This window comes from Pseudomonas sp. FG13 (genome assembly GCF_057809755.1).
The window spans coordinates 1-25169 of record NZ_JBMDKO010000066.1; the positions used below are offsets into that span (position 1 = coordinate 1).

General features: G+C 60.5%; 12 protein-coding genes and 1 pseudogene. 7 read left to right on the forward strand and 6 right to left on the reverse strand.

The genetic code is table 11. The features are described from left to right. Positions 1 to 162 precede the first annotated feature (162 nt). Positions 163 to 1608, reverse strand: coding sequence for a SulP family inorganic anion transporter (locus tag ACODTO_RS27435; RefSeq protein ID WP_489107347.1), 1446 nt, complete (start codon positions 1606 to 1608; stop codon positions 163 to 165). A gap of 360 nt (positions 1609 to 1968) precedes the next feature. Between ACODTO_RS27435 and ACODTO_RS27440 the strand changes: the two genes are divergently transcribed. The 4 genes from ACODTO_RS27440 to ACODTO_RS27455 all read left to right on the forward strand — a co-directional run bounded on the left by ACODTO_RS27440 (position 1969) and on the right by ACODTO_RS27455 (position 6170). Continuing rightward, the gene (locus tag ACODTO_RS27440) at positions 1969 to 3318 is read left to right on the forward strand and encodes a GntT/GntP/DsdX family permease (RefSeq protein WP_489107348.1); all 1350 of its coding nucleotides are present in this window, start codon (positions 1969 to 1971) and stop codon (positions 3316 to 3318) included. Between the two features lie 27 nt (positions 3319 to 3345). Then, on the forward strand, positions 3346 to 4206 hold the full coding sequence (locus ACODTO_RS27445; protein WP_489107349.1) for a MurR/RpiR family transcriptional regulator: 861 nt from the start codon (positions 3346 to 3348) through the stop codon (positions 4204 to 4206). A 1-nt stretch (position 4207) separates the two neighbouring features. Next, positions 4208 to 5656, forward strand: coding sequence for an N-acyl-D-amino-acid deacylase family protein (locus ACODTO_RS27450; protein ID WP_489107350.1), 1449 nt, complete (start codon positions 4208 to 4210; stop codon positions 5654 to 5656). Between the two features lie 145 nt (positions 5657 to 5801). Continuing rightward, the gene (locus ACODTO_RS27455; protein ID WP_139648069.1) at positions 5802 to 6170 is read left to right on the forward strand and encodes a glyoxalase superfamily protein; all 369 of its coding nucleotides are present in this window, start codon (positions 5802 to 5804) and stop codon (positions 6168 to 6170) included. A 19-nt stretch (positions 6171 to 6189) separates the two neighbouring features. Here ACODTO_RS27455 and ACODTO_RS27460 read toward each other — a convergent pair whose 3' ends face one another. The 4 genes from ACODTO_RS27460 to ACODTO_RS27475 are packed head-to-tail and all read right to left on the reverse strand — an operon-like array spanning position 6190 to position 20587. After that, positions 6190 to 8961 (reverse strand): RHS repeat-associated core domain-containing protein, encoded by a 2772-nt coding sequence (locus tag ACODTO_RS27460; RefSeq protein ID WP_489107351.1) that lies wholly within the window; start codon positions 8959 to 8961, stop codon positions 6190 to 6192. After that, positions 8958 to 13433, reverse strand: coding sequence for a SpvB/TcaC N-terminal domain-containing protein (locus tag ACODTO_RS27465; protein ID WP_489107352.1), 4476 nt, complete (start codon positions 13431 to 13433; stop codon positions 8958 to 8960). Before ACODTO_RS27465 ends, ACODTO_RS27460 begins: the two co-directional genes overlap by 4 nt. Then, positions 13430 to 18001, reverse strand: coding sequence for a Tc toxin subunit A-related protein (locus ACODTO_RS27470; RefSeq protein WP_489107353.1), 4572 nt, complete (start codon positions 17999 to 18001; stop codon positions 13430 to 13432). Before ACODTO_RS27470 ends, ACODTO_RS27465 begins: the two co-directional genes overlap by 4 nt. A gap of 33 nt (positions 18002 to 18034) precedes the next feature. After that, entirely contained in the window at positions 18035 to 20587 is a 2553-nt protein-coding gene (locus ACODTO_RS27475; RefSeq protein ID WP_489107354.1) for a Tc toxin subunit A, read from the reverse strand. Between the two features lie 165 nt (positions 20588 to 20752). On the opposite strand from ACODTO_RS27475, the pseudogene ACODTO_RS27480 reads away from it, so the two are divergent. Further along, positions 20753 to 21085, forward strand: a pseudogene (locus ACODTO_RS27480) (type II toxin-antitoxin system VapC family toxin); the annotation flags it as partial. 53 nt (positions 21086 to 21138) lie between these two features. Here the strand turns inward: ACODTO_RS27480 and ACODTO_RS27485 are convergent. After that, a complete protein-coding gene (locus tag ACODTO_RS27485; RefSeq protein WP_175363992.1) occupies positions 21139 to 23058 on the reverse strand; it encodes a methyl-accepting chemotaxis protein in 1920 nt (639 codons plus the stop codon). A gap of 263 nt (positions 23059 to 23321) precedes the next feature. Between ACODTO_RS27485 and pmrG the strand changes: the two genes are divergently transcribed. Together pmrG and ACODTO_RS27495 are read left to right on the forward strand one after the other, a co-directional pair. Beyond that, on the forward strand, positions 23322 to 23993 hold the full coding sequence (gene pmrG / locus ACODTO_RS27490; protein WP_139648083.1) for a lipopolysaccharide core heptose(II)-phosphate phosphatase PmrG: 672 nt from the start codon (positions 23322 to 23324) through the stop codon (positions 23991 to 23993). A gap of 24 nt (positions 23994 to 24017) precedes the next feature. After that, positions 24018 to 24866, forward strand: coding sequence for a phosphatase PAP2 family protein (locus ACODTO_RS27495; protein ID WP_139648085.1), 849 nt, complete (start codon positions 24018 to 24020; stop codon positions 24864 to 24866). Positions 24867 to 25169: the final 303 nt, after the last annotated feature.

Here is a 25169-nt window from a genome sequence, read left to right on the forward strand (position 1 = left end):
CGCGAGCAGGCTCGCTCCCACAGTTGTTCAGCGACGACCACAAAATCCCGATCCAACCCGGTTCCCCTGTGGGAGCGAGCCCGCTCGCGATGGCGTCAGGCCGGTCAATCTTGAGTCGGCTGATAGACCGCTTTCGCGAGCAAGCCCGCTCCCACAGTTGCATCAGTCGTGGTACACGCCGGCACGCTTGAGCATCTGCTTGCAGCGCTCCGAGAGGTGGAACACCCGCAGGTGTTTGCCGGCCTTGCTGTAGCGTTCACGCAGGGTCTTCAGCGCGGCGATGGCCGAGTAGTCGACGAAGCGCAGGTGACGGCAGTCCAGGGTCACGTGGGTTGGATCGTTCGTCGGGTCGAATTGGTTGAGGAACGGCGTGGTCGAGGCGAAGAACAGCGTGCCGTGCAGGCGATAGAGTTTGCTACCGTCAGCCTCCAGATGGGTATCGGCGTAGAGTTCCCGGGCCTGTACCCAGGCGAAGTTGAGCGCTGCGACGATGATCCCGCACAGTACCGCCACGGCCAGGTCGGTGAACACGGTGATGAGGGTCACGGCCATGATGACCAGCACGTCATTCGCCGGCACCTTGTTGATCACCCGCAGCGAGGCCCAGGCAAAAGTCTGTTGCGCCACGACGAACATCACGCCCACCAGCGCGGCGAGTGGGATGCGCTCGATCAGTGGCGACAGGAACAAGACGAACAGCAACACCATCACCCCGGCCACTGCCCCGGACAACCGGCCGCGTCCCCCCGAGCTGAGGTTGATCACCGTCTGGCCGATCATGGCGCAACCGCCCATGCCGCCGAACAGACCGGAGGCGATATTGGCCGCGCCGAGCGCCACGCACTCGCGGTCCGGATAACCGCGGCTTTCGGTGATTTCGTCGGTCAGGTTCAGGGTCAACAGGGTTTCCAGCAAACCGACCATCGCCATGATCACCGCGTAGGGCAGCACGATCTGCAGGGTTTCCAGGTTCCAGGGAATGCCCGGCAAGGCAAAGTCGGGTAGGCCACCGGCAATGTGTGCCATGTCGCCCAGCGTGCGGGTGGGCAGGCCGAGCAGGTAGACCGCCAGGCCGACCCCGAGAATCGCCACCAGGGCTGGCGGCACGCTACGGGTCAGGCGTGGCAGTAAGTAGACAATGGCCATAGTCAGCGCCACCAGGCCCGCCATCCAGTACAACGGTGCGCCACTGAGCCAGGCCTCACCGTTCTTGAAGTGCTCCAGTTGAGCCAGTGCAATGACAATCGCCAGGCCGTTGACGAAGCCGAGCATCACCGGATGCGGCACCATGCGCACCAGCTTGCCCAGCCGCAACAGCCCGAACGCCATCATGATCAGCCCACCCAGCAACACCGTGGCCAGCAGGTACTGCACGCCGTGTTGCACTACCAGTGCGACGATCACCACCGCCATCGACCCCGCTGCGCCTGACACCATGCCCGGCCGTCCGCCAAACAGCGCGGTCAGGGTGCAGATGATGAAAGCGCCGTACAGCCCCATCAGTGGGTTGAGATGGGCCACCAGGGCGAAGGCGATACATTCGGGGAGCAAGGCGAAAGACGTGGTGAGGCCGGCGAGGACGTCGGCGCGAAGGCGTGCTGGTTTCATGGTTTACCTGACTGGGCGCCGGTTGGGAGTCGGCTGCCGGGGGACGTGGTGCAAAAAGCAGAAGGATGGTACGCAATTGCCGGACGTAGGAACAGTGGACCTGTGGGAGCAAAGCTTGCTCGCGATCCAGACAAGTCAGTCGCAACGGCATTGGCGGGTCTGCCGCTGTCGCGAGCAAGCTTTGCTCCCACAGGCATGAAAGTTTCGCGTTGGATTTTCATGACGATTGCTTCGCAATGTCCGTCAGCGACAGGTCTTATCCAGGCACGAAAGTTATTTTCAAAGCATTTGAAGATTGCTCCTTGAAATGATTTATGAGTTTCACAACTCATAGACGTGACCCTGTTCAAGGAGTACCGCATGGCACCTGCTTTCGGTTATTGGCTACTGGTCTACGCGGCCATCGCTATCATTGCGCTGATTGTCCTGATCGCCCGCTACCGGCTCAACCCGTTCATTGTGATCACGCTGGTCTCCATCGGTCTCGCGCTGTTGGCGGGGATGCCGCCGTCGGGTGTGGTGGCGGCGTATGAGGCCGGTGTGGGCAAGACGCTGGGGCACATCGCGCTGGTGGTGGCCCTGGGTACGATGCTCGGCAAGATGATGGCCGAGTCCGGTGGTGCGGAGCGGATGGCGCAGACCCTGATCGAACGTTTCGGCGAGCGAAACGCCCATTGGGCGATGGTGTGCATCGCCTTCCTGGTCGGGCTGCCGTTGTTCTTCGAAGTCGGTTTTGTGCTGCTGGTGCCCATCGCGTTCACCGTCGCCCGGCGCGTGGGTGTGTCGATCCTGATGGTGGGGCTGCCGATGGTCGCCGGGCTCTCCGTGGTCCATGCCCTGGTACCGCCGCATCCGGCGGCAATGCTGGCGGTGCAGGCCTTCCAGGCCTCGGTGGGGCAGACCTTGCTGTACGCGATCCTGATCGGCATTCCCACCGCCATCATCGCGGGCCCGCTGTACGCAAAATTCATCGTCCCGCGCATCCAGCTACCGGCAGAGAACCCGTTGGAGCGACAGTTTCTCGACCGCGAACCTCGCGCCAGGCTGCCGGGTTTCGGCATCACCCTGGGAACCATCCTGTTGCCGGTGATCCTGATGCTGATCGGTGGCTGGGCCAACCTGATCTCTACGCCGGGCAGCGGTTTCAACCAGTTCCTGCTGTTCATCGGCAACTCGGTGATTGCGCTGTTGCTGGCGACTGTCCTCAGCTTCTGGACCCTCGGCCTGGCTCAGGGCTTTAACCGGGAGTCGATACTCAAGTTCACCAATGAGTGCCTGGCACCCACTGCCAGCATCACCTTGCTGGTGGGCGCCGGTGGTGGCTTGAACCGCATCCTGGTGGACGCCGGAGTCACGCAACAGATCGTCGGGCTGGCCCAGGAATTCCAGTTGTCGCCACTGGTCATGGGCTGGCTGTTCGCCGCGTTGATGCGGGTCGCCACCGGTTCAGCCACGGTGGCGATGACGACCGCCTCGGGCATCGTCGCGCCCGTGGCGATCGGCCTGGGCTATCCCCATCCCGAGTTGCTGGTGCTGGCAACCGGGGCCGGGTCGGTTATCTTTTCCCACGTCAACGACGGCGGTTTCTGGCTGATCAAGGAATATTTCAACATGACTGTTGCCCAAACCTTCAAGACCTGGACCGTGCTGGAAACGCTGATCTCCCTGGTCGCCTTCGGCCTGACCCTTGGGCTCGCGCGTTTGCTCTGAGCACAACGCAATCACACAGGAGCCGTCATGGACATCCTCTACCAGATCCGCGTCCGTCAGGATTCCTTCAGCGCCGGCGAAGGACGAATCGCCAGGCAGATGCTCGACGACGTAGGATTTGCCGCCTCCGCCAGCCTGGACGACCTGGCTCGGCGCGCCGAAGTCAGCAGCGCCACGCTGTCGCGGTTCGCCCGCACCGTTGGTTGTCGCGACCTGCGGGACCTGAGGCTGCAACTGGCCCAGGCCAGCGGAGTCGGCAGCCGTTTTCTCGACCCTGCGGGCGCGCCCGAGCAATCGGCGTTTTATGGGCAGATTGTCGGCGATATCGAATCCACATTGCGTCAGCATCTGTCGGCATTCGAGGAGACGCAGTTTGCCGATGCCGTGCGGATGCTCGGCAAGGCGCGGATGATCCATGCGTTCGGGCTCGGTGGCTGGTCGGCGTTGTGCAGCGAAGAGTTGCAGGTGCGGCTGGTGCGTTTCGGCTATCCGATTGCCGTGTGCCGCGACCCGGTGATGATGCGCATCACCGCCACCTCGTTGAGCGAGGCGCATGTGGTCATTGCTTGCTCACTCACCGGCATCACCCCGGAACTGCTCGGTGCCGTTGAATTGGCTCGGAGTTATGGCGCGGCGATCCTGGCGATCACCCGGGCCGGCTCCCCACTGACCCAACTGGCCGATGTCGTGCTGCCTCTGCAAGGCGCCGAAACCTCGTTCATCTACAAGCCCACGGCGGCGCGCTACGGCATGCTGCTGGCTATCGATGTGCTCGCCACTGAGCTTGCGTTGGCCAACCCCGAAGACAATCAAGAACGCCTGCGACGAGTCAAACTCGCCCTGGATGATTACCGTGGCGGCGACGATGACCTGCCGCTGGGAGACTGACATGCTGTACGACACCCTTATCCGTAATGCGCAGGTCATCGATGGCCGTGACACACCCGGCTATACCGCCGATGTGGCGATTCGTGCCGGGCGCATCGAGCGCATCGGCGACCTGGGCGCTGCCCGGGCCACCGCGGAAGTCGACGCCGCTGGCCGTGTGCTGGCCCCAGGGTTCATCGACGTGCACACCCACGACGACACCATGGTCATCCGCCAACCGCAGATGTTGCCCAAGCTCAGCCAGGGCGTGACCACGGTGATCGTCGGCAACTGCGGCATCAGTGCTTCACCGGTGCGTCTGCGGGGCGATCCGCCGGACCCGATGAACTTGCTGGGCAGCGCCCAGGCATTCGTTTACCCGCGCTTCAGCGATTATCGTGGCGCGGTAGAAGCCGCCGCTCCGGCGATCAACGTCGCCGCCCTGGTGGGCCACACGGCATTGCGCAGTAACCACATGGACGATTTGTTGCGCACGGCCAGCGTGGGAGAAATCGCCGCCATGCGTCAGCAACTTCGCGAAAGCCTGGAAGACGGTGCGTTGGGCTTGTCCACCGGCCTGGCCTACGCCAACGCGTTTTCAGCGTCTACCGAGGAAGTCATGCAACTGACTGAAGAGCTGAATGCATACGGCGCGGTCTACACCACTCACCTGCGCAGCGAATTCGAACCGGTGCTCGAGGCCATGGACGAGGCTTTCCAGATCGGACGCCACGCACAGAGCCCGGTGATTATCTCCCACCTCAAATGTGCCGGCGTCGGGAACTGGGGGCGTAGTCCGCAGGTGCTTGCCGCGCTGGAGAACGCCGCAAGGAACCACCCGGTCGGCTGTGACTGCTACCCCTATGCGGCAAGCTCTTCGACACTGGATCTCAAGCAGGTGACCGATGCCCATCCCATCACCATCACCTGGTCGACGCCTTACCCAGCGATGGGCGGTCGCGACCTTGTCGACATTGCCAGCGAATGGGGGGTGTCGTTGTTGGAGGCGGCGCGCCGCTTGCAACCGGCTGGTGCGGTGTACTACGGCATGGACGAAGCTGATGTCAGGCGAATCCTCGCGCATCCGCTGTCCATGATCGGTTCCGACGGTTTGCCCGAAGACCCGTTTCCCCATCCACGTTTGTGGGGCGCTTTCCCACGGGTACTGGGCCATTTCAGTCGTGACATCGGACTTTTTCCGTTGCACACCGCCGTGCACAAAATGACCGGTCTCTCCGCGGCACGCTTCGGCTTGAAAGAGCGCGGTGAAATTCGTGAAGGGCATTGGGCGGACCTGGTGCTGTTCAACCCGCACACCATTCGCGATGTCGCAGACTTCATAGAGCCGCAACGTGCTGCCGAAGGCATTGATGGGGTGTGGATCAACGGCGTTCTGAGCTACAGCGATGGGCAGGCGAACGGACGCAGGGAGGGGCGGTTCCTGGCGAGAGAGGGACAGACGGGCTCATGAATTCCCTGGCCACAGGTTCACTTCTGTTCTTCACGTGACAGCAGTGTCGGTGGGTGGTGGCACTGCGACATTAAAGAAGCCGGCGCCAAGGCCGAAGCAGTGGGTTCAACCTGTCTAAACGGGTCCTTCAGCCAGGGAGCAACCCATGAGCTTCGGTAAAACTACCCCCGTCCTGCGGATCTTCGATGAAGCCAAGGCGTTGGCGTTCTACGTCGACTTCCTGGGCTTTACCGTCGACTGGCAACACCGCTTTGGCGACGACTTTCCACTTTACCTGCAAGTTTCCCGCGGCGACTGCGTGTTGCATTTGTCCGAGCACCATGGCGATTGCACGCCGGGCTCGGCGCTGCGAGTCGAGACGGATGAGCTGGAAATGTTTCAGGCACAGCTGGTCGCCAAGCCATACGCCTTTGCGCGTCCACAGATCCAGGCCATGCCCTGGGGCAGCCAGGACATGGCGGTGGTCGATCCGTTTGGGAATCGGTTGGTGTTTACCGATGCGATCTGTGTCTGAGTGTTGAATAGCCCACGCGCTAAGGTCGAGTGAGCGCGAGGATATGGGCGTTGTACGCCTCATAATTCCTGGGGTGGCGCCCCGTCTCGATATTGACGCTTTCCGGGATAATGCCGCTGCAGTTGAAACAGGCAATGAAAGCTTCCGGTTCGGTCACGCCGGTCAATTTTTCGGTAAACAGGTACGTATCCGAAAGCACTCTTTCAGCTTGGCCCGGGTAGAGCGCGACGACGGTGTTCAACACCCGGACTTCGCCATGAGCTCCCGGTCCCCCGGTGCGCACAGGAATGATTGCGTTGGATTCCTCGATATGCGTCGCAATGAGATGCTGGGTGTGTTGCTGGAGGTCGGAAATGGTGTCGATGGTTCGACTCAGCGTTGGCTCGCGCTTGAGCATCTCAGGATCCAGTTCGAGTTTATGAACCGGATCGTTTTTCGTCGCGCTGTATCTTTCGGCCAGGTCTGCCAGGTATTCGCTGGTATTCCCGATCTTGTAGCTGCCGAAATTCAGGTAGAAGTGCTCGCTTTTCGCGCTGCCATCGTAGCTGCTGTCTACGCCACGGTATCCCGTCGGACCGGATTTGGGGCCGGGCAGATTGTAGGACTCATAGAGGCTCCTGTGCTTACCTTCCGTGCGATCCTTGACCACGCCAAATGAGTGGACAACCAAGTCCTTGCGCTTTGTCTTGCTGAAGCTGGGGGTGGGGCTGAGGGCGAGTCCGGGAGCGGAGTCATCTCGGTCAGCCCTGGCAGCTCTCCTTGCCAGTGGATCCTGCATCATCGTCACGGAACGGGCATGACCATCGCGCTTCACCGATTCGACCACGTCATCCTTCAGCCATCCCTGATGATCGACAAACCTGAGCGGATTGTTCCCCACCATGCAATACAGGTTCAACCCATCCACCGCCCCCGCCGGGTCGGGGCTGATCCAGCGTTGCAACCACGGCGCGTAGTACCGTTGCCCGTAGTAGTACAGCCCGCTGGCATCGCGCTCCTTTCCGGAGTAGCGAATGGTCCGGTAGTCGGCTTCCACGGCCGAACGGGACGCCAGCCAAGCGGTACCACCATAGGGCAGGTAGCTTTCCTGGCTGATCAGGTGGCCCTGGTCGTCGAGTTCCAGTGAACTGGAGCCCAGGTGGTCGCCAAGGTTGTAGCGCATCTGGTTGGCGGCGATACCGGACGGTCGACCTTCGGTCCAGTGCAGATAGCGCACGTTGAAGCGACCGGCTTGCAGGGTGATGACTTCCAGGCGTTCGTTATGGCGGCTGTGGATTTCCAGCCCTGGCAGATAACGGGCTTCACGGGTGTGGGTGATTGCCGCGGTGTGGGTTGTCCGGACCTTGCGCACCCGTTGGCCAGTGTTGTCGTAGTGATAGCGTTCAACGTCATTGGGCGCGTTATCGCGCTGGACCAGCACCACGCTGTCGAGTTGGTTGCGGGTGTTCCAGGCCAGTGCCTGACCCGGTGACAGCGCCTGCTGGTTGCCATGGGCATCGACGTCCACCCTGACATCGGCCGCCGAGTGGCCCGTGTTCCACGACAGAAGGCGATTGCTCGTGGCGCTGACGTTCAATGTCCGGGTGTAGTTGTTGCGGTCGCGAACATGGCGCAGTTCGATCAGGTTGCCGCCGGCATCGTATTCGTAGTGCTCGGTGTAGTTGAACAACTGATTGGCGTCGATCGGTAGATCGAGGGTCGTAGGCGCCAGGCCCCCAGTTTCACGCCCGGTCGCGCTGGTCAATTGATAAAGGCTGTCGTAGGTGAATGCGCTGATGGCTTCGACCCGCTGGTTACTGCCGAACCGCGCCGGTTGGGCCTTGTCCTCGATATGCGTCACGTTACCCACCGGGTCGTAGGTGTAGCGCAGATCCTGCAAGATCCTGGCGGACAGCGACACGCGAAGGGCGGTCAGGCGCCCATTGGCAGGGTCGAACACGGCGCGACTCATGACGCCGTTGCCGGCTGTCTGGGTTTCGAGCTGGCCGAACGCGTTGTAGGTGAGGTGGCTGACGATGGTTTGTTCGATGGCGGCGTCTCTGGTCTTCAGGCTCAAGGAGCGGAGTTGGCCTGCGAGGTCGAACGCGTACCGCCGTTGGTGCTGGGCAGCATCGGACTGCTGGATGATCTGCGCGAGTGCGTCGTAGCGCCAGCTCGTGGTATGGCCGTCGCCTTTTTCCAGCAGCAGGTCACGGTCCTTTTCCTCCGTTGGCCAGTCGGCTGGTCCAGCGTCGGCCCGCATATGCCTTGTCTGGCGCAGAGGTGTGGCGCAGAGCGCATAGCCATGGGTCAGCAGGGTACCCGCGCTGTCATCGTGACGAACCACGGCACCGCACAGGTTGTGCGCGGCAGACGCCGGCGAACTGTCCCCGTAGCGCAGGCATTCGACCCTGCGCGGATACTGTCCTGGCGTTTGCTCGCGCAGGACGGTCGGCCGCAATTGGCTGTCGAAGGTCGTCCGCCAATGATTTCCCCGTTGATCCCAACTGTGCAGTAACTGCCCGGCATCGCCCGGCAGGCTCAAGCGCCACCCGGCGTCGACGCTGTCCACCAGTAGGGTCTTGCCGGACAGGCTGTGGACGGTTCGCAGGTTGGGCTCGGGGGCGCTGATGAACAGCCGGGCGTCCCATTGCTCCACCCGTCGTCCGGCCTCGTCGTTGCGGTATCGGGTAATGCGCGCCTGGCTTTGCTCGTCCGCGTTGCGTCGGTAATAAACCACCTGTCGCACGGGCAGGCCACGGTTGTCGATGACGTTGATCGTGGGTGTCCTGTGGTGAAGACGGGCGCTCATGCTTCACTCCCGGTGGTCGACATGACCTCCTGCAGCGTGTCGTTCTCGTCTTCATCCACGGTGTACCAGGGATGGCGCGTGTGACGGCGCATGTAGCAGAGGCCATTTTGCCTGGCGAGAAGCCTGTGGGCGGGGCGTCCGAGAGGGTCGTAGAACTGCTGGTCGAAATGCCCGGACTGGCGCAGGGATACATCGTTGATGTGGCAGTGCCGATCGGCAAAATAGGGACGATAGATGCGGATTGCCAGTCCCTTGCTGTTGTATTCCACTCGCTCGCTGACACGCCAGCGGACCGTGGCGATCTGCTCTTTTGGTCTTCCATCCGTCAGTGCCAGGTTACCCTTGGCGTCGACAACATAGGCCATGCCCGACTCGACGCGATGCTTGCTTTGCAGCGTTCGACCAAAGCCATCGAAACTGGTGATCGCGACGCGGATTTGTTGCTGCTCATCGTCGGGAAAACGATCGGCGACCAGGGTCGCGACCTGCACAGGTTCACGTGTCGAAGCCTCGAGTTCGTCTTTCAGCTTCAGCTCATCGGCCGACAATGCTTGGAGAGCCGGCAGCCTGGTTCGGGCCGAGGCGCAGATATGTCCGCTGGGAAGCAGGTCACCCTTGGCCACGCAACGGGTCAGCCAGTCGGTGTCTGCCAATGCTGCCTCCGATACGTTACCCATCCAACTGAAGGGCGCGTAATAGCTGGCCATCGCGGCACCCTGCACAGCGTTCTTTGCCTGGCTGACCACTTCTGCCAGACGCTTGAACGAAGGCTGTTTGAACTGCGCGAGCGGTTTGAAGCCCACGCGGGTGTTGTGTTCGTCACCATAAAAGGACGTGGCCAGTACCTGGCCGAAAGCATCGAACAGGCCTTCCTGTACGTTACCGTTGGGATCGACGATGCGCAGGGGCTGGAGCGAGCGATAGTCGTAAGTGGCCTGGGTGGTACAGCCATCGGGAAGTTTGAAGGCGGTGACGAAACAGGCGTACTTGTCGTAGCCGATTTCGGAGACTCCGTGGCTTTGGCTCGGCTGTACGGCGTTGACTTTGTAGAAGCCTTCCAGCGGAGCGTAGGTCGCGAAGCCGCTCTTGACTGACCAGAGCTTTCTCGCTGGTTGGGGCGCGGGAAGAAAATCGGTCATTGGGTGATAACCCATTTGTTCCAGCTCTTTTTCTTTGGGGCGGTTGTCCTCTGGCAGTAACCGAAAGACGTCCAACGCTGTTTCATCCAGCTCGGCGCATTCCAGATGATCGGCCAGGGCCTGCAGATCCGCGACGCCATCGGGCAGGGTTGCCCCGCTCGACGCGTCTTTGTAGCGCTGCACGGAGAGGCCGATCAGCACGGCTTGGGTTTTCCAGGCGGTCTGCTTTACCCGTTCGTTGAGTGTTTCAAAAGACAGGTCCTGTGGCGCCAGCCCCCCGTCTTCAGGGGCCTTGGGGCATTGCCATGCCTGGGTGCGCTGGCGATAAGGCAGGCCCAATCGCCATTGCTGAGGGGCTTGCAGATGGATGAACTCGGCGTGGGTTTCGCTTAGGTGGTAGAGCTGCTGCGCCGGATCATGAGCGTCGCGCCACCACTGCTGCTGGTCGGCGTCGCTGAACGGCGGTGTATCGCTGGCGGTTTTTCGGCGGGCGTAATGGATGTCCACGCTGTGGGTCAGCGCACCGCACAGATCGTGTTGCAGGTTCAAGGTGTGCTGGCATTGCGGGTCATCGGTAATGCCTTCGTACCGGTAGGTGATGGTCTCCAGCAGCAGCGGCATCATTCGGGCATGGCGCCGAGCGCTGTCGGGTGCTTGCAGCAGACGGAGCCCATAGCGGTTTTCCTGGACCGAGTACAAACAAGTGGTTTTCAGGTGTCTATCGATGCCGAAGACCTCGCTTCGCAGCAAGCGACCCGACAAGGCGCGGGCCATTTCCAGATCGGTCGCTGCGTCTGGCGAGGCGATGATCCGGTCGCTTTGCGACTCAGGCAGGTATTGGCAAAGCAGTGTCTTGCCCAGCGCCACGGCTTCTTTGTCTGCGCGGCTATAGCCGTTGCGTGGCGGATCCGTTTTCCGCCCGGTGTGAAACCAGTTTTTTTTCAGGCAGGTTGCCGTGAAACTCTTTGCGTCGGTATCGCCTGGGCTTGTTTCAGTGTCGGTTTGCAACAGCAGACCGAAACCCCGAAATTCGCGCTCGATGCCGTCGTAATAACCCAGGCGATAGGAGAGCTCCTGGGTCAGTTGATTGCCGGTCGTTTCATCCCGTTGGGTTTGACGGCATACCAGGTGCAGGGCCAAGGGCAGGCGACAGGTGAGAGGCTTGCCGGCTGCTGCTCTCTCCAGTTTTTCATCCAGCCATTCCTGCGCCGAGCTGCGGTAGTCGATGCGATGGTCGGCTCCCATGTTGTTGTTGGTGCCGGTGAGCAGATACGGTTTAGCGCTGACGAAGTCATAGTGCCAATGTTGCGACCTCATGTACGGCGAGCTCAGGATCAGGCTGGAACAGCCGAGCCCGTGCAGGTCAGCGACGCTCACTTGGCACAACGGATCGTAGCGCAGCGCTTCGGGCCAGGGCAGCGCAACGGCGGGGGCGAAACCCTGGCCGCAGCGGTTCATGAAGATCAGTGCCTGATCCGCTTGCAGGTAGATCAGGTCGACGGCGCCGGAACCATCCAGGTCCGCCAGGCGAATACGCGAGGCGTCGAAGCTTTCGTAGGCAAGCCCGGGGAAGTCCAGTGTCCTGCCCTGGCCGAAACGCCCGCGTCCGAGATTTGGCCAGCACTTCACTTCGTCATGACGAATGCGCACCAGATGCTGCTGGCCGCTGCCCAGTACATCGCTGAAAGCCACCAGTTCGCCGGGAGAGCCGGTGAATACGGGCAGTGCGTCTTCATGCTCCTCTCGGGGGACCTCGAATGGGGGCGAAAAACCGTACGTTCGTTGGTTGGCGTACAGGCGAACGCTGCGCGGGCCGATCAATGCCAGATCGCCGAGTCCGTCGCCCATCAGATCGGCCAACTGTCCTTGAGGACTGAAAAACTCCGGGGCAAATGCATCGAACGTGGCGAAGTCCGACCAACTTCGATCGGCGTCGAGGGAGAAGAAACCGCTCACTTGTGGCCGAGCGACGAGCCAGTCCAGACGACCGTCCCCCGTGAGATCGCTCAATGCCTGGTGCACTGATGTTGCCGTGTCGGCTACCGGGATGTTGGGGAGCGTTCGCCACGGCGCGTAGGCCACTTCATTGCCTTTGGCCCTGGCGCGCACGGGTTCGCGGTAATGCCAGCCTTTTTCGTTTCGATGGAGCACGCCCGGCAGGCCTTCACCGTACAAATCCACCAGTTGATAGGTGTGGCCGTCGTTGAGCCCCGGCATGTCCGGGAAACGCCGCCAGGCGAGGGGCTCAGGCGCGAGCTTGAAAGTGCTGTAGCTGAACTCGACGGGAGGGCGGCGTTCGACCGCTTCACCTTCGCCGAACGCCTGGTCGTGGGCGGCGCCCAAATGCTGGTAGCCCAACGGCGTTTGACGATAATCAAGCAGCAGGCGCCGCACCAGGACGGGGCCCGCACCCAGTTCGTCGGGGAAACGGTGAAACATCAGGACCTGGCGGCACAGTCGTTCGGTGCGTAACTCAAAACCGTAGGCGAAGTTGGAAAATGGGTCGCTACGGACGTGCCACTGCCGGCCTTCATACAGCGGTTTTTCGGTGTAGGCAGTCGTCCGCTCGCCGTAGTCGAACACCAGTTCGAAGTGCCATTGCACAGCCGCGAGCCGATCCGCTGTCCATGAGTAGAGATGCGCGTCGGCCTTGAAGTTGCCATAGCTGACCTGGCTCAAATAGCGCTGTGCGGTGGTGTCTGATTTATATCGGTAAAGAATGTGTTCGCCGTGGGCGTTCAGGCTCTCCTCCAGCAGCCATTCGCCGACACGGCTCGTATCCTGGGGATCGGCCCGACGCGATGCCGGGTCTTTTCCAAACAGGTGAAGGCTGCCGTCGGCACCGTGCACCAGCCAGAAGCCTGCTTCATCACCTTGCGAGGACCAATGTTCAATGCGGTCGAAGCGGCTTTCGGTTCTGGGAAAGTGTCGGGTGACGGTGTAGGCCGAGCCCAGGTCCAGATCGTTGTAATGGTCGACGCGTGTCGAGACGGTGACGTCTTGCGAATCACGCTCGGGTAGCCATATCACTCCGGTGGGGCCGACGATTTCGTCATCTTCGGTAAAGGCCGGTACACCTTTGCTGGTACGTCGCGCCACGCTGGGTAATGACAGCCCCCAGCCGATGCCGAACACACCGTTGCCGAGCGAGCTGGCATAGTTCAGGGACAAGGGCGGCGCAAAGCCGCGCCCCGGTGAAATGGGCAAGGCAATTTCATAGGAGGCCGTACCGTGGGCGCCGACGGGGTTCCATCCTTTGCCGATGCTTTGAATGGCACCACCGCCCTTGGGCAGTGAGGGTGCGGTGACCGGCAATGGGGATTGTTCATTCATTGCACACCTCCGCCGACCCGGGCCGTATAGCTCACGTGCACGATGATGTCGGTCAGCGATTCAAGCAGGTCTTTTTGCGCCTCGGGGTTCGGGAAGGTCAGCTGCCATTTGGAAATGGCGCCGGTGTATTCGAAGGGCAGGTAGCGTTCATCGTTGAAGCTCAGGGTAAACAGACCGTTGTCGTCGATGCCTGTCGAAAGGGCTATCTGCTGGTTGGCGCGGCGGCTTTCCATGGCCTTGCCTCGATCACCTGGCGACAAGAACACCGTGCTGGCGGTCTGGGTCAGCGTGGCCCGAATGTTTTCATAAGGGCCGACGACGGCCGGCAAGGTCACGCTGATGGTCTTGATGCGCCGCAGGTAGTGTTGCTGGCCCTTGTAATCGTCTTCGAATAACTGATGGGTCAGCTCGAACTCACATCCTCCTTTCTTCAGCTCGGTATGCATCTGCGACCATTCTTTATTAAGGCTGGTGGTGGTTTTACCCTTCAACTGTCGCAGCGATATCGTTTTGTGGATCTCCAGCTCCCGCTCGTGACGTTGCAGGTACCCGGCGTGCATGTTCAGCAGGTTCAGCTTCAGCAACTCGCCCGCGCCGAGCCCTCGATAGGTCGTATGCCATGCCCCCGGTTGAATGAAGCGGCTGTTGAAGTCGGCGGTCTCATACTGCCAACAGGCTTCGGCGGCCAGGCACAGGCTCAGTGTCGCGTCGTAGGCCTGACGATAGAGCATGGCCAATTGACTATTCAGCCATTGGTACAGTTGCGCTTTGGTGAAGCGCTTGACGAGGAAGTCGTAGTTGGCCTTGGCCTGGCCCAGGGTCGCTTCCGCCAGGCGCAATTGCAGGCGGGTGGCGGTTTCCTGCTCGGTGAAATGCGCCAGTTGTGCGTCGATCTGGGCCAGTTCGAGTTGTGACTGATCATAGGCGTGATGCCATTCATCCCGACGGCGATCGAATATGGCCTGACGGTCGAGTTGGGCCGCTACCGTACGGCTGATGATCGCGGCGCTATGGGCGGCGGCGGAGGCTGCGAGCGCCGGGCCTTCCCAACGGCTGCCGCCAATGCAGAGTCCAGCCATGTTCGGCGCCATCATCAGCCCCGCCGCCGCGATTTGGCAGGCCATTGCACCGGCTTCCAAGGTGCCGCTGGCCACGTAGAAGTAACTGGCCTTTGTTTCGGTGTCACTCAGGTCATCGTCCAGCAGTTTTTTGTAATGGGTACTGCGGTTTTGAACAATGGCCTGGCTGGCCAGCAGCGCCTGGCGGTTTTGACGGTCGATGTTCAAGGCCTGGCGTTGCAAGTCCAGAGAGATTTTTGCCAGGTCCCAGGCTTGCTGTTGTTGCAACTCCTGCAACTGGGTCTGTTCCTTGCGCTCGATCAGCGACAGCAGCAGGGTGCCGAACTGGCTGAGGCTCTCCACGGCGTACTGGGCGTGGTTGTGCATGACGGTGAATCGATAGTGGGGAATGGCGACGCTCGGCAGGCCTGTCGAGGAGCTGTCCGAGAGGCTCAGGGCATTGGTGCTGAGGAGGGCGCGCGGGTCCAGCGGCGCCGTGATGACCGGCAGATGCAGCGGCTTGCCGGCGATGTCGAGGTTATGCCGCAGGTTATGCAGGCGACTTTCGGCCATGTCCCAGCACCTGAGCAACTGCGGATTGAATGGCAGATGCAGGTACGGGCTATCGATAGCCGGCAGGGTCGAGCGCGAGCTGCTTTCGTGAAGGACCAGTGCGCGGTCGTCGGTCAAGCGGGTCACCGAGTATTCAAAGGTGCGCAGGCCGTCATCGGGGGTATCGACCAACTTCTGCAGGCTGACCGCCGTCCAAGGGGCCGCCAGTCGAGCGACCGGGCGAGGGCCCAGCAGGTCGAGCACCCGCACGTACCAGAGCTTCGCCTCGCTGAGACCGTCAGGCGTCATTGCGCGGTACGCGGCATCGCCTCGGTTGATCAGGATATCCAGGTACAGGAAGTACAGCGCCTTGCAGAAGTGCACGGGATGACTGAGGGCAATCTGGTGCGGATCATGGGGTGCCTGATTGGCGTATGACGGCATGCTGTTATCGATCAGCGGCACGCTCCTCCAGCACTCGTCGTTGTTGCGACCCGGATCGAAGGTGTAGCGCAGCCAGCGCTCGGCTTCCTCGTACTGATGTTCGACATTCAAGCGATGGGCGACCAGCCATGGCACATGGAGGAACAGTTCGGTGAAGTAACGGCCGTAGGCACCGTGAAAATCCATGACGTTGGCCGAGTCGCCGGGGATCGAAGGTTCCGGCAGGTGCTGGGTCGTCCAGTCGAACAGTTCATCCAGGCTGTTCTCGGTGCGACGGATCAGCTCGGCGGCGAATACGGTGTTCAATCTGATTGGCGAGCGTAGTGCGTTGGAGGCGTCGCTGTTTTTGATCGCGGACAGGGAGAAGTCGATGAATTGGGTGGTTCCCAACCCGGGTGTCGTGACCTGGGTAATCTCTGGCGGTTGCTGGTTTTTCACCAGATATTTCAGCGTAATGGCCCTGAGGACGGAGTAGAGCTTTCTTGTCGGCTCGAAGGGGTGGACGAACGCCACCCCGAGAATAAGGAGGGTGTCGTCGTCGCCGGGGTCGGTGTCGGGCCATCGGAAATCAAAGGACGGCGCCAGATGCTCGGCGGGAATGGACTCGGCCACGACGGTCAGGTCTTCGTAGGTCAGCGGCCGGTCTAATGAGGCAGATGGTGGCCGGAAGACGACATACTGCTTATCCAACGGTTCATCGCAGAGAACGATGACGTGTTCCACGTCAAAAGGATCGGCGTGCTCTGCCTTCAGGGTAATGGTTTCCGATTCGGTGGCGGCGGCGCTTCTATTGCCGAGCCGGCTGGCCTTGATCAGGTGTCTGACGGCCTGCGTGGAAATGAATTTTCCTTCAAGGCTGGTCTGGCTGGATAGCGTGATATTGGGCGCACGTTCATTGTTTCTCAGTGCGTCAGTCGTGTGTGTGAAGGACAACGTGAAGCTTCGGTCGAGGGAGGCTGGGGATTTGGAGAGCTTAAAACTCGACCCCTTATGCAGCCTCATGTAAGGAGTCTGCGGCAGGCTTTGGGCAGGAAACACCAGATCCATCTGGAGGTGAGGTTCACGACTGAAGGCGGTCTCAATCCTCAAGCGCATGATGTTGCGCGGCAGGTATCTCATGTCCCCTGCGCTGGTAATGCCAATGTTTGCCTCCAGGTGCAAGGTGAGCGTGGAGTCGTGCCTGGTGTAGCGGAGATTGATGCGATCACGGTAGGCGCTTTCGAAATCCGACAGGGTGGGGGCCATGTTGCCGGGCAGGGAAGCTTCTGCCAGTTCGAGGTCTACGGAGGTTGTGGCTTGGATGCGCTGGACGGCGGCACTCAGCAGTTCCTTCTCGGCAGCAGAGTCCGTTGAGCGACCCGGTTCAAGGCTGAGGTGCTTGTCGATACACATCGTCTTGCTGAAGGCGGGGCGGTTACCGGTGGCGCTGCCCGACGCTGCCTGGGATTGATAACCATATAAGGCTAGGAACAGTGAGTCGCGCGAACCCTGGCGCAGATGCACGGCTACTGTGCTGATCAATGTATTGATCACCACGAGGTTCTTGCTGCCCAGCGTTTTGTCCTCGCAATAGCCTTGCAGGGCAACCCGCGGTGTACTCCAGCTGCCATCCTGTTTCCTGAAGCAATAGCTCAGGCGCAACAGCGGGTGATGCTTGCCCGGTAGCGTTGTGTTGTCCTGCGAAGGGGCACTGCTTGAGGTCGAGGGATCCTGATGGATGCATTCGGCCCAGATCACGAACAGGCGATTGTTGAACCAGACCGGTCGCACCGAGTGTTCGGCCGCATGCTCGGGGATGGGTACGTCGGCTTTTTCCCAGTCCGACCAAGCGTATGGATCTGGCTGGTCCAGTTTGGGCGCGGTGGCCGGCGGTTGTGGCGGCGCGCCGTCAAGCGGGCGCTGGGCCATGTCCAGCGAACGCCAGAAGTAACTGTTTTCGGTTCGGGACTTGGCAATGAAATAGTACGTGCTGTTGGCGAAGTCTTCGCCGTCGATGTAGCCATTGAGGATATTCAGGTTGGCGACTTCTTCGAAGCGCGCCAGGTAAGCCATGATCGCCGATTGAACGGCATCGGGTTGGATCTGGTTCTGGCTGAGGGTGTTTTCCAGTTGCCGGAAGTTGTCGCTTTTTTGGGTTCGCAGGGCCGGATCGAGATACGTCGCAGGAAAGTGGAGCAGTTTTTGATGGGCGGCCCAGATGGGGTATTGATGCATCTCGTCGCGCCATGTTTGCCGAAGCTCGGCGGTGATACTGGTGGGGTCGTAGCCGGGCTCCAGGTGCATCAGGATGCGGTTGATGTACTGCTGCAGGCTGGCAATGGCGCAGGCCACGGGTGTGGTAGGCACGTCCTGGCTGACCAGTACGTCGAGCAGCCAATATTCGTAGAGGTCCCGGGCGGTCTTGATCTTGTAGGGTTTCATCCTGTCCCGGTCAGGCGCGACCTTGTTCAGGTAAAGCGCCAACAGCGCATCGCGCAGGCTTTCATCGATCTGCTTCTTAATGGCAACGGTCATGTTCAATCCTTGAATGTTGAAGCGGGGCGCCGGTCAATGGCAGGCCGCGATCAGTGCTGCGCCAACGGCTTTCCAGTCCGATACGGGACTTTGGGTTTTCAGTGAGGTTGCCTGGAGCAACAGGTCTGCCGACAGTCCTGTGCTGACGCAGCACGCCTGGCAGCGCATGATCCAATCCACCGCTTCCATTGAGTTCGCCTGTGCTGGCTCCAACTGCGCCGTCAGACGACTCACGTCCTCGGTGCTCCAGTTCAGGAGGTTGGCCAGCAGGTTATTGATCTCTTTTTCCGAGTGCCGCCCATCCTGATTGGCAACTTGCAGGTAGTGCAGCAGGTTCTCTTCCGACTGCGCCTGATGACGGGCGCAATGACTGAAGCGCTCGAGCAGATATAGCGTATGGGGTGTGAGGGTTTTGGAGGTGTTCGAGGCAAGCCATGTCGGGTTCTCCATCAAGGCTTTCAGCGTGCTGCTGCCCAAGTGCAGACGCTGGCAAGCCTCGGCGGTGCGCAGTACTGTTGCCAGCACAGGGGGCATGATGCCCGGGGCAGCCTTGATCGCGGCGACGACCGCCAGCGCATCGGTGCCAGCCAGCTGCATGACGCAAGGGACGTATTCGGCGCCAAGGTCGGTAACGTCATGCAGCAGGGTTTCAATCAGATGCTGTGGGTCGTGGTTGGCGTCCGCTTGCAGTTTCGCCAGGCGTGTTTCCAGATTCTGATTGAGTGGCAAGCTCGTTTCCGGTTCATCGAACAGGCGACACCACTGCAGTACATCAAGCTCGTTTTGCCTGAGCCAGCCGACGGCCCAATCCAGTGCCATCAACACGTCGAGAATGTCCGCCCCTGCGGATTCCGAGGTTTGCAATCGTCCGGTTACCAGTGCCTTGCAGAAGTCGTCCCCTCCCAATAACCGGGCCAGCTCGGTGCATTCGAGAGGCGACAGGCCCAGCATCCGGGCGATACGGGCCTGGCGGTAGAGAGCAGAGACTGTGGGCAAGTCGTGTTTCGGCGAGCCCAGGTACTTCTCGCTCTGTCCCACAAGCAACAGCAGCGAATCCTGGGTCATGGGAAGTCCGAGACCTGCGCTCAGGTAGCTGAGGGTCTGCCGGTCCGTGGCGGTCATTGGGCTCAGGGGGAGCTGCCATACGGGGCTTTCAAGCAGTCGGGTGCGATTGAACACTTGATCGAACAACGGCATGCGGTCGCCGCAAGCGTCAACCGGCATGTCGTGCAGCAAAGAGGCAAACTCTTCAGGAGCAATGCCATGGCGTTGATTCAGGTAGCGATAGACGCCAAGTGTGCGCAACGTGTTGGCGTTGAGTGCGTCAGTCCCTTCGGAGCGCTGGGCATTGACGATCAGCGTATCCAGTTCGGCAACGGGGAGACCGGTCCAGCGATGCAGGCGGATCATTCGCTGGATACGGTCGAAACGCTCATGGGAGTGGTGGGTGAAGACCCGTATCTCCCCTTGGGTTGCAATACTCAGGACGGAAGTCTGTTCCGGCCCATTGATGTAGCTGGCGCCATAGCCGGTCTGCCTGGCGTCTGGGCTATTGATTGAGGGCCGAGGGCTGTAGCTGCCTTGCGCCAGCAGCTGTTCCACCTGCTCCGTCGTCAGCCCGGTGCGCTCCTTGAAAAACTCCAGCTGGCCCAGGTTCGTTATGTTTCGGGTACCGTAGCTCTTCTTCAGTGGATCTGACTTGGAGATCGACGCAATTGGCGCGAGCAGCAGGTTCTGTTGTTCCGGACTGAGTCCGGACAGCAGTATTTGCGCGTCGAGGTGGGACGTCGTTAGGCTGCCGTAGGTTGAGTTGCCTGGTGAAAACGGCAATTGCAGGCTGATCCGATAGTTCAGCTCGCCCAGTGCGGGTTTGCCTGCCCCCAGCCCGAGCAGACACTGGTGATGGTGCAGGTTGTAGGGCAGCGAAAAGGGATAGCGCTCGCTGGCCAGCGCCTGCTGGACTGTCCTGCCCTTGCCTTCATCTTCCAGGTACGTCTCGATGTTGCTGCGCAGGGTGTCATTGATGAGGCCGAGCATCGGACGCGTAGCGAAGGCACTCTGTTGATCGAGGGTCAGCTTCTTGAGGTCTGGGCGTCGCTCCTCCAGAGTGATCCTGGCGGATTGCGCCGGCACCGCCGGTAGCTGCTCCAGTTGCCTGGCAAACAGATACAGAGCCCGCAGATACGCCACGGGCGAATCGATTGCGCCGATATCGCCTTCGTTGCAGAACTGATCCCAATTTTCTTCAAAGAGTGCCTGATAACCGGCGGACGCTGACGTCGAGTCCGAACCCAGGCTGCGTCGGACACGTCGCTGGGCATCCTTCCCGGACGAGACGCGATGTTCCTGGTACAGGCGGCTGATTTGCCTGGCATAGCTGGCAGCGTTGTCATAGACCTGTCCGGCATCCACGTCGCAATACTTGGCGAATACAAGGGCGAACGGCGCCTTGCCCATGCGCACGATGTCGAAGACCGACTTCAAGCCCATGCGCTGCACGGCGGTTCTGAAGCTGGCTTTTACGGTGTCCTCGCCGTTGGGGAAGGCGACGAGTCTGTGCAACAGCGAGTCGTTGCTTGCGTCCATGTGTGGTCCATCTCCTGTTCGCACTGAAGGTGCTTATCCAGGGGAAAACCGTACAGGAGCGTGCAGAAAAAGAGGGTAGGACTGAAAGGGAAGATATGTACGAAATGTCGATGCGTTGTGCGGGTTGGTTGACCGCAGGGACGGTCGAGAGGTTACTGCTGGTTGGCGATGGATCTGGTCATTTGCGCTATTACGGTAGCGGAGATTCTTCATGGCATCGCCCGGCTACCCTTTGGCAAACGCAAGCAAAAGCTTGAATCCCATGCAATGGCAATGTTCGAAGAGGATTTTGCCGGCAGGATTCTGCCCTTTGATGCCCATGCAGCGCTTGAGTATGCAACCCTCGTTGCGTCATGTGAGGCCAGGGGAAGGGCTGCCGGTATGGCCGATGCGCAAATTGCCGCTATTTGTCGGACTCATGGGGCGCTGGTTGCAACTCGAAATGCCAGAGATTTCGAATTCTCAGGAATTGAAACTATCAACCCCTGGAACGCTTGAGTCATGCCTCACAAGAACGCCCGTCTCCCACCGGAAACGGGCGTTTTTCATGGTCAAACCCGGAAGTGGCTGACCATCATCTGCAACTGATTGCCCAGTCGCGCCAGTTCAACGCTGGAGGCAGCGGTTTCTTCGCTGGCGGCGGCGGTCTGTTCGGATACGTCGCGCACGTTGATGATGCTGCGGCTGATTTCCTCGGCCACGGCGCTTTGCTGTTCGGCCGCGGCAGCGATCTGCTGGTTCATCGCCTGGATGTTCGACACCGTGCGGGTGATGTTCTCCAGTGACGCCCCGGCCTTGCGGGTCAGGGCCACGCTGCTGTCGGTGAGGCTGCGGCTGTTGTTCATCACGGCCGCCACTTGCTGGGTGCCGTTCTGCAGGCCGGCCACCAGGCCTTCGATTTCCTCGGTGGATTTCTGCGTGCGTTGGGCCAGGCCACGGACTTCGTCGGCGACGACCGCAAAACCGCGACCGGCTTCACCCGCGCGCGCCGCTTCGATCGCTGCGTTGAGGGCCAGCAGGTTGGTCTGTTCGGCCACGGCCTTGATCACGTCCATGACGCTGCCGATCTTGTCACTTTCCTGTTGCAACACGGTCATGGCGTCGGTGGAACGTACCACTTCGCTGGCGAGGCGTTCGATCTGGGCGATGGCTTCGCTGACCACCTGATCGCCGGCGCGGGCTTCGCCGTCCGCCGCGGCCGCGGCATGGGAAGCTTCCTCGGCGTTGCGGGCCACTTCCTGCACGGTGGCAGTCATTTCGTGCATGGCGGTCGCGACCTGATCGGTCTCGACTTTCTGGTTGTTGACCCCGGCGCTGGTCTGTTCGGTGACGGCGGACAACTCTTCGGCGGCGCTGGCGATCTGGGTCACGCCATCGCGGATGCCACTGATGAGATCGCGCAACGTCACGCCCATGCGAGCGATGCCCTGCTGCAGCACGCCCAGTTCATCGCGGCGGGTGACGATGATGTTATGGGACAGATCGCCGCTGGCAATGCGTTCGACCACGGCCAGGGTTTCGCTCAGCGGCCGGGTAATCTGTCGCGTGATGATCACAGCGGCAATGATGCCCACCAGCAAGGCGAGCAACGTACTGATCAGTTGCAGCGTGCGGGCCTGGGCGCTTTCGGCGTCGCGGCGGTCGAGCTGGATCTGATACAGCTGGTCGCTCAGGTTGACGATGGTCGCGCCCTGATCGGTCATCTCCTTGCGCGCCTGCACGGCGTCGGCAGTGGCCGACTTGAAGGCCTGCAAGGCACTGCGGTATTGGCTCAGGGCGTTTTCCAGCTGGCGCAGCTCATCTTGGCGGGTGCTAGCGAAATGCAGGTTCAGCGGTTTGAGCGAAGCGATGGCGGCGTCCAGTTGGCCGACGGCTTTCTGCTCCGTATCGGCGTTGCTGTTGGCGGTATAGCCACGAACTTCATAGCGAGCCAGCATGAACGCCTGCTTCGCCTGGGTGATCGCCTGGAACTGTTCGAAGCGTTCATCGCCCGGGGCCATTTGCGCTACATCGGTACCGATCACTTCGATCAGTTTATAGGCGGTTTCGGCGTTGGCACCCATGGCGTCCCGGGCGGTGTTGCCGGTGCGGTAGGCGCTGCGCATTTTGTTCAGGGACGCCTGATAGGCGCCGATGGTCGCGCTCTGCTCCTTGAGCAGCTTGACGTTTTCCGGGCTCTTGAAGCTGCTCAGCAGCGCGTTCTGTTGCGCCACGAAGCCATCGAGGGTGGTTTGCACATTCTGTGCGGCCGTCTCGTCGCCGTTGGTCAGCATGTATTGCAAGCGAGTGACCCGAAGTTTGGTCAGCCCGGCGTTGAGTTGGGTGATGTCACTCATCCAGTTACTGCGGTCGATCAGCCCGCCCAGGCTGTTCCAACCGGTCATGGCCAGGATGCAGGTCAGGAGCAGCACCAGGCCGAAGCCCAGGCCCAGTTTCATATTGACGCTAATGTTGCCAAACCAGCTATTCATCAAATTCCTCCAGGAACGTTGTGCTGCTTGATCGTCGGTTGGCTGGAAGTTTGTTGTTGTTAAGCCAGCAAAATAGGGAGCAGGCCTGTATCGGCCACCGGCTTGATATCTGAAAGATTTTTCCCCGGTACCCAGCTATTCACCGAATTTTCAGGCGCGTGTACCAAGCTTTTTTTCACATCCATTTCACTAGCTGCCTACGCCACCGTCTCTACTGTCACGCCATTGAATGACTGGGGTGGATGCCGTCGGGGCGGCTTGATGTGGAACTGAGACTGAGTTTTTTCGGCTTGACGCGCTCGATCGAGCCCCGCCGGTTTGCCCGCTACCGAAACGCCATCGTCGTCCTGGCCTCGGCATTGCTGGTGATTCCATTGGCTCTCTGGTTGCTGAGCCCGGCGGCGTTGCCGGACCTGGCCCATGGCAATGTCGCCGGCGCCCGGACCTTGGCCGAAGGCTGGGCCAAGGGGGAGGTGATTGTGCTGGTGCGCCATGTCGAGCGCTGCGATCACTCCAAGGCTGAGTGTCTGAACGATCCCGCTGGCATCACTGACCGGGCCCGTGCCGTCGCGGTAGGTCTTGGTGCCCAGTTCGAGCACCTGGGCCTGGACAACACCGACATCTACAACAGTCCGGCCACCCGCACGGCCCAGACGGCGGGGTACATGTTCAACAAGGTGAGTGCTGGCGACGATTGGCTGATCAATTGCCGGCGTGACCTGTTGCGCAATGCCTTGGCCCACAAGGTAGCCGGGCACAACCTGATCCTGGTGACCCATAGCGAATGCATGCAGGCATTGGAAACCTCGCTCAAGCTACCGACCTCGACGTTTGGCTATGGTGCGTCGCTGTTTGTTTCCACAGCTGAGCCACAGGCGCCTCGGTTAATCGGTTTTATCGAAGCGTCTGACTGGCGTTCGGTGACATTTAAGTAACTTTTCCCACGATTAGGACAGCCCATGCTGACGTCTGCTCGCTCCCGTTTCTACGGGCTCAATCTCGGAATTCCCCTGGTTTGCGCTGCCGTGGTGTTCTTGCTGTTCGACATGACCCGCATCGACATTGCTTTCAGCGATCTGTTCTATGACCCCGTGCACCAGCTGTTCCCCCTGGAACACGTAAAGCTGTTCGAAAAAATTACCCACAAATGGGCCAGGATCATTCCGAACTGGACCGGCGAGGCGGCCATCATCGGTGCGCTGTTGTCGTTTCTCTGGCCGATCTTCAAGCCGGAGAAGCGCCCTGGACTGCTGCGTTTCCTGGAGAAAACCCGGCTGGCCGCGCCGCTACGTTTTGCCTACAAGCACCGTCGTGATTTCCTCTATGTGGTCTTTGCATTTTCCCTCAGTACCGGGGTAATCCATTACCTCAAGGGACATACCAGCGTGTATTGCCCGGTAGAAACCACCCAATACGCGGGCAAGATCGAGCACAAGGAGTGGTACCAGAACTTCGACCTGCTGAAGGTCGCCGGCGACGGTCGCTGCTGGCCCGGCGGTCATGCTTCCGGTGGCTTTACCATGCTGGCGCTGTACTTCGTCGCACGCCGCTACCGCTGGCGATACTCGAAAGCGCTGATGTATGGCGCCCTGGGCTTGGGGTTTGTCTATGGCACAACGCGAGTCCTGCAGGGATGGCACTACATGTCCCATACATTTTGGGCAGGGATCTTCGTCTGGTTGAGTTGTTTGCTGATGGCGTTGGCTTTCTATGGGCGTGTGGCCTTGGAACAGCCGGTAGCGACCAAGGCTTCATTGCAGGATACGGAAGGCTTGCCTGGGCTGGCTGATCCACAGTCCTGCGCCTGAATCGCGGGCAAAAAAAAGCCCGCGGGAGAGCGGGCTAAAACCTTAGTTTCTTGAATGAGCGAGGGGACTTTACCGAATCAAATGTGTGCGTAGGGTGAAGAAAAGTTCATGCGATCTCTCGTCATGACCGTTCCCTGGTACAGACCTGCCGAAATTCCCTGTGGGAGCGAGCCTGCTCGCGATGACGGTGTGTCAGTCAACATCTCTATTGAATGTACCGGCGCCATCGCGAGCAAGCTCAGCTCCCACAGCAATCTGTTGTGAATGAAAATCCGTGTGACGCCCTGGATCCCTTGTGGGAGC

Coding starts and splice junctions, on each gene's coding strand:
- ACODTO_RS27470 (WP_489107353.1), bottom strand. CDS start 18,001: ATGACCGTTGCCATTAAGAAGCAGATCGATGAAAGCCTGCGCGATGCG.
- ACODTO_RS27485 (WP_175363992.1), bottom strand. CDS start 23,058: ATGAATAGCTGGTTTGGCAACATTAGCGTCAATATGAAACTGGGCCTG.
- ACODTO_RS27465 (WP_489107352.1), bottom strand. CDS start 13,433: ATGAATGAACAATCCCCATTGCCGGTCACCGCACCCTCACTGCCCAAG.
- ACODTO_RS27435 (WP_489107347.1), bottom strand. CDS start 1,608: ATGAAACCAGCACGCCTTCGCGCCGACGTCCTCGCCGGCCTCACCACG.
- ACODTO_RS27445 (WP_489107349.1), top strand. CDS start 3,346: ATGGACATCCTCTACCAGATCCGCGTCCGTCAGGATTCCTTCAGCGCC.
- ACODTO_RS27460 (WP_489107351.1), bottom strand. CDS start 8,961: ATGAGCGCCCGTCTTCACCACAGGACACCCACGATCAACGTCATCGAC.
- ACODTO_RS27450 (WP_489107350.1), top strand. CDS start 4,208: ATGCTGTACGACACCCTTATCCGTAATGCGCAGGTCATCGATGGCCGT.
- ACODTO_RS27440 (WP_489107348.1), top strand. CDS start 1,969: ATGGCACCTGCTTTCGGTTATTGGCTACTGGTCTACGCGGCCATCGCT.
- ACODTO_RS27475 (WP_489107354.1), bottom strand. CDS start 20,587: ATGGACGCAAGCAACGACTCGCTGTTGCACAGACTCGTCGCCTTCCCC.
- ACODTO_RS27455 (WP_139648069.1), top strand. CDS start 5,802: ATGAGCTTCGGTAAAACTACCCCCGTCCTGCGGATCTTCGATGAAGCC.
- ACODTO_RS27495 (WP_139648085.1), top strand. CDS start 24,018: ATGCTGACGTCTGCTCGCTCCCGTTTCTACGGGCTCAATCTCGGAATT.